General features: G+C 40.6%; 4 protein-coding genes. All 4 read left to right on the top strand.

What is annotated here, in order from left to right; translation table 11 throughout:
* Positions 1-324 (top strand): transketolase-like TK C-terminal-containing protein (locus VNZ46_RS07635; protein ID WP_325559482.1); only part of this gene is annotated, 324 nt, incomplete at its 5' end.
* Positions 325-335: 11 nt separating this feature from the next.
* A complete protein-coding gene (locus tag VNZ46_RS07630) occupies positions 336-791 on the top strand; it encodes an RpiB/LacA/LacB family sugar-phosphate isomerase (protein WP_325559481.1) in 456 nt (151 codons plus the stop codon).
* A gap of 24 nt (positions 792-815) precedes the next feature.
* Entirely contained in the window at positions 816-1,454 is a 639-nt protein-coding gene (locus VNZ46_RS07625; RefSeq protein ID WP_325559480.1) for an HAD-IA family hydrolase, read from the top strand.
* A gap of 202 nt (positions 1,455-1,656) precedes the next feature.
* Positions 1,657-4,152: polysaccharide deacetylase family protein (locus tag VNZ46_RS07620; protein ID WP_325559479.1), on the top strand; the 2,496-nt coding region annotated here is incomplete at its 3' end.

Genomic DNA, 4,152 nt, shown 5'->3' with positions numbered 1-4,152 from the left:
TCTGAAGTAAGCCTTCTCATAAAGGCACAGGAAAAATTAAAAGAAAAATCTATCCATGCCCGTGTAGTGAGTATGCCTTCCTGGGAATTATTTGAAAAACAGAGCGCAGCCTATAAAGAAAGTGTATTACCTAAGGCGCTTAGGAAACGTCTTGCAGTTGAGGCCGGTTCGCCGCTTGGCTGGCATAAGTATGTTACAGATGAGGGGGACATTATTGGAATGACAACATTTGGAGAGTCTGCGCCTGCAGCTGATTTATATAAGGTATTTGGTTTTACTGTAGATCATGTGGTAGAAAAAGCGAAAGGACTTTTAAAGAAATAAATTATATACGGATGAAAATTGGAATAGCAGCCGACCATGGTGGTTTTGAATTGAAAGAGCAGTTGATCGCTTATTTAAAGCCTATGGGCTATGAAATAGAGGATTTTGGGGCTTATAAACTGGATACCTCTGATGATTATCCTGATTTTATTGTGCCTCTGGCTCAGGCCGTAGCGGCAGGAAAATTAAGCAGGGGTATTGCCGTTTGCGGTAGTGGTGTAGGTGCATCTGTAGCTGCCAATAAGATTGCCGGTGCCCGCGCTGCTTTGATTACCGAGCATTTTTCGGCTCATCAGGGGGTAGAGGATGATGATTTGAATATCATTTGCCTGGGTGGCCGGATTACCGGTTATGTAGCGGCGCAGGAATTGGTCCTGGCTTTTTTACGGGCTGAGTTTTCTGGTGCTGACCGGCATCAGCGGCGACTTGAAAAGGTGCGTGTTTTGGAGAAAGAAAATTTAAATTGATCACATAATAATTGAATAGGTTAAATGGATAATCCCTATGTAAAGAATACCGAGATCAGAATTCTGTTTTTTGATGTTGGTGGTATACTTTTGACGAATGGCTGGGGGCATGAGTCCCGTAAGTTGGCTGCCGAGAAATTTGGACTGGATTATGAGGAGGTGAATGCGCTTCATAATTTTATCTTTAACGTGTATGAAATCGGTAAAATAACGCTTGATGAGTACCTGGATACAGTTATTTTTAATCATTCAAGGGATTTTTTAAGGGAGGATTTTAAGGAATTCATTTACAGCCAGTCGCAGGAGTTACCTGATATGCTGGCTTGGCTGAAGGAGTGGAAAAGGGACTGTGGGTTCAGGGTTATTTCTGTGAATAATGAGGGGAAGGAACTGAATGATTACCGGGTGGAGAAATTCAAGCTCCATGAGTGTTTTGATGCGTTTATTTCTTCTTGCGAGGTGAAAATGAGAAAACCTGACCCTGGTATCTTTCAACTGGCCATGGGTATTGCGCAGGCTGTTCCTTCACAGTGTGTGTATTTTGATGATCGCATTATGTTTGTGCAGGTTGCCCAGCGTCTAGGGATCAAGGCCTTTCAGCATACGAGTTTTGAATCGACGAAGAAGATTTTGGAAGCTTTAAAAGTTGAAAACAAAAAATAAGTTATGCTTTATCAAAGGAGTATAAAGAGAGCATAAGCTTGTTGAAAAAATCAATATTATTCCGAGAGGACCTCAGAGCGCTTGCCACAAGAGCGAAGCGAGGCAAGGAGTCCAGTCCTCGAAGAGTAATATTGATTTTTTCCTTTAGCTTACATAACATTTTTATTACTTGTTGTTATTTTAATTTAGATTTGCATTTTAAATGCCTAAGCGCGAGATGCACGATAAACAGATATTTCAAACAGATACCAAGAAGAGGTGGATCACTTTTCAGTGGGTAACCCGGGTTATTATAATCGTTTTTTTACTGGCGATTGTAAGCGTAGCATACACCCTTCTTAAAGGAGGCAATCCAGCTCTCCCCATCATAAATACCAATACCGCATTAAGTAAGAAACAGCTGGAGAGGATTAAGAAATCCACCAGGTACAGCGACTTTAAGGTTCAGAAACAAATGCTGTTGAAGATGCAGCAGAACCAGAAATTACAACATCTTAAACATCCGCACAATAAAGCCAGGATCAATGCAGGTTTTTATGTGAATTGGGATCCTCAATCACTGGTAGACCTTAAAGATAATATTAAGCACCTGGATATGGTGCTTACCGAATCTTTCTTCCTGGTAAGGGGTGCAGACACCCTTTTGGATAAAGTAGATAAGGAAGCGATTACACTCATCAATAAGAATAAGAAGACGGGGATTGCGATGATCTCCAACTTTAATAACGATAGTTTTGATGGTGAAGCTGTACATCAGCTGCTGAAGAATAAAGATTTGCAGAACAGGTTTATCGCCAACCTGATTAAGAAGCTGAAGGCCTATGGTTTTCATGGGGTAAACGTGGATTTTGAGGAACTGAAAGAAACAACAGATGAACCTCTGATTGCTTTTCAGAAGAATCTTTATGAGCAGCTTCATGCTCAAAGTCTACTGGTTACACAGGATATTTCTCCTGATAACGATGATTATAATCCAAAAATACTGGAAAAATATAATGATTACATCTTTTTGATGGCTTATGATCAGCATAGTGAAATGAGTAATCCTGGCGACATCTCCCATCAGGTTTGGGTAGAGAAACAGCTGGATAATATCTGCAGTAAAATTTCATCTGATAAAGTGATCCTCAGTCTGGCTTGTTATGGTTATGACTGGCCGGATCAGAGCGTAGGTAAAAATGTAACTTATCAGCAAGCGATCGCTAATGCGAATCGGTATAACGCAAAAGTGAAATTTGATCCTATCTCTGCAAACCTGAGCTACAGCTATACAGATGAAGGACAATTAAAACATGAGGTGTACTTTACGGATGCAGCCACGAACTTTAACCTGATTAGAAAAGCAGATGACTGGGGTATTGCCGGTGTGGCCATTTGGCGGATGGGTGCCGAGGATTCCAGGTTATGGGAATTCATAACTAAAGATCTGAGTATAGATTCTTTGAAAAAAACAGGGATCAATTTAAAAAGACTGACCCGTATTGGGCTCAATGACCGGGTGGATTATGCCGGAGAAGGTGAAGTCCTGGATTTGGTGTCTACACCAAAAGAGGGTAAGATTGATATCCAGCTGGACAGTACGAACTATGTGATCAGCAACCAGCAATATTTAGTATTGCCAACCAAATATACCATAAGAAGGTATGGGGCTGCAGAGAAGAAAATTGTTTTGACTTTTGATGATGGGCCAGATCCGGTTTATACGCCTCAAATTATCGATATCCTGAAAAAAAATAAAGTGCCGGCAAGTTTCTTTGTTGTGGGGATTATGGCGGAGAAGAATATGGGCTTGCTGCTGCGGGAATTCAATGAAGGTTATGAGATTGGTAACCATACTTTCTTTCATCCGGATATGTCGAGGGTTGGACCTCAGCGTGTAAATTTTGAGCTTAATGCAACCAGAAAGATTATTGAATGTGTAACTGGTCATAGTACTATTTTATTCAGACCGCCTTTTAATGCAGATGCTGAACCGACTACCTCTGCGGAGATTTTACCAGTTGCGCAAAGCAGGGCTGAAAATTATATTAATATTGGAGAATCAATTGATCCTCAGGATTGGCAGCCAGGTATTACCGCAGACGAGATTTTTAATGCTGTAGTGAATCAAAAGGATAAAGGTAACGTATTGCTGCTGCATGATGCAGGTGGTAACCGTGAGGCTACAGTAGAGGCACTTCCAAGGATTATTAAGTTCTTTAAAGAGAACGGATATGAGTTCACAACGATTGCGAATCTGATCGGAAAGAAGAAGGAGGATTTGATGCCCGCACTGAAATCTGATGCAGACAGTGGTTTTACAGGCTCAGGAGATTATTTGTTTTTAAGTATATTTTCTTATGGAAACCTGATCCTGAATTTTGTATTTGTAATTGCGATCATACTGGCTATTTTAAGGAGTTTGGTTATTGCTGTTTTGGCCATACGACAAAAGATGTTGTCCCGCAAGGAACAGAAATTGCTCCTGGAACAGCCTTCCGAAATGGTGAGTATTATTATCCCAGCCTATAATGAAGAGATCACTGCCGTACAAACGTTGAACAGTTTATTGAAAACAACCTATCCAAATGTAGAATTTATCTTTGTTGACGATGGTTCTAAAGATAATACCTTTAAACTGATCTCGGAGAAATTCAGTGATCATCCTAAAGTTAAGGTGTTTACGAAGCCAAACGGAGGTAAAGCATCTGCGTTGAAT

This window comes from Pedobacter sp., assembly GCF_035566355.1.
In the GTDB taxonomy this organism is placed as follows: domain Bacteria; phylum Bacteroidota; class Bacteroidia; order Sphingobacteriales; family Sphingobacteriaceae; genus Pedobacter.
Note: the sequence above shows the minus strand (reverse complement) of the source record. Positions and strands in the feature narration are given on the sequence as shown.

What these genes read in the sequence shown, in the direction of transcription:
- VNZ46_RS07630 (WP_325559481.1), top strand. Translation starts at nt 336, where the DNA reads ATGAAAATTGGAATAGCAGCCGACCATGGTGGTTTTGAATTGAAAGAG.
- VNZ46_RS07625 (WP_325559480.1), top strand. Translation starts at nt 816, where the DNA reads ATGGATAATCCCTATGTAAAGAATACCGAGATCAGAATTCTGTTTTTT.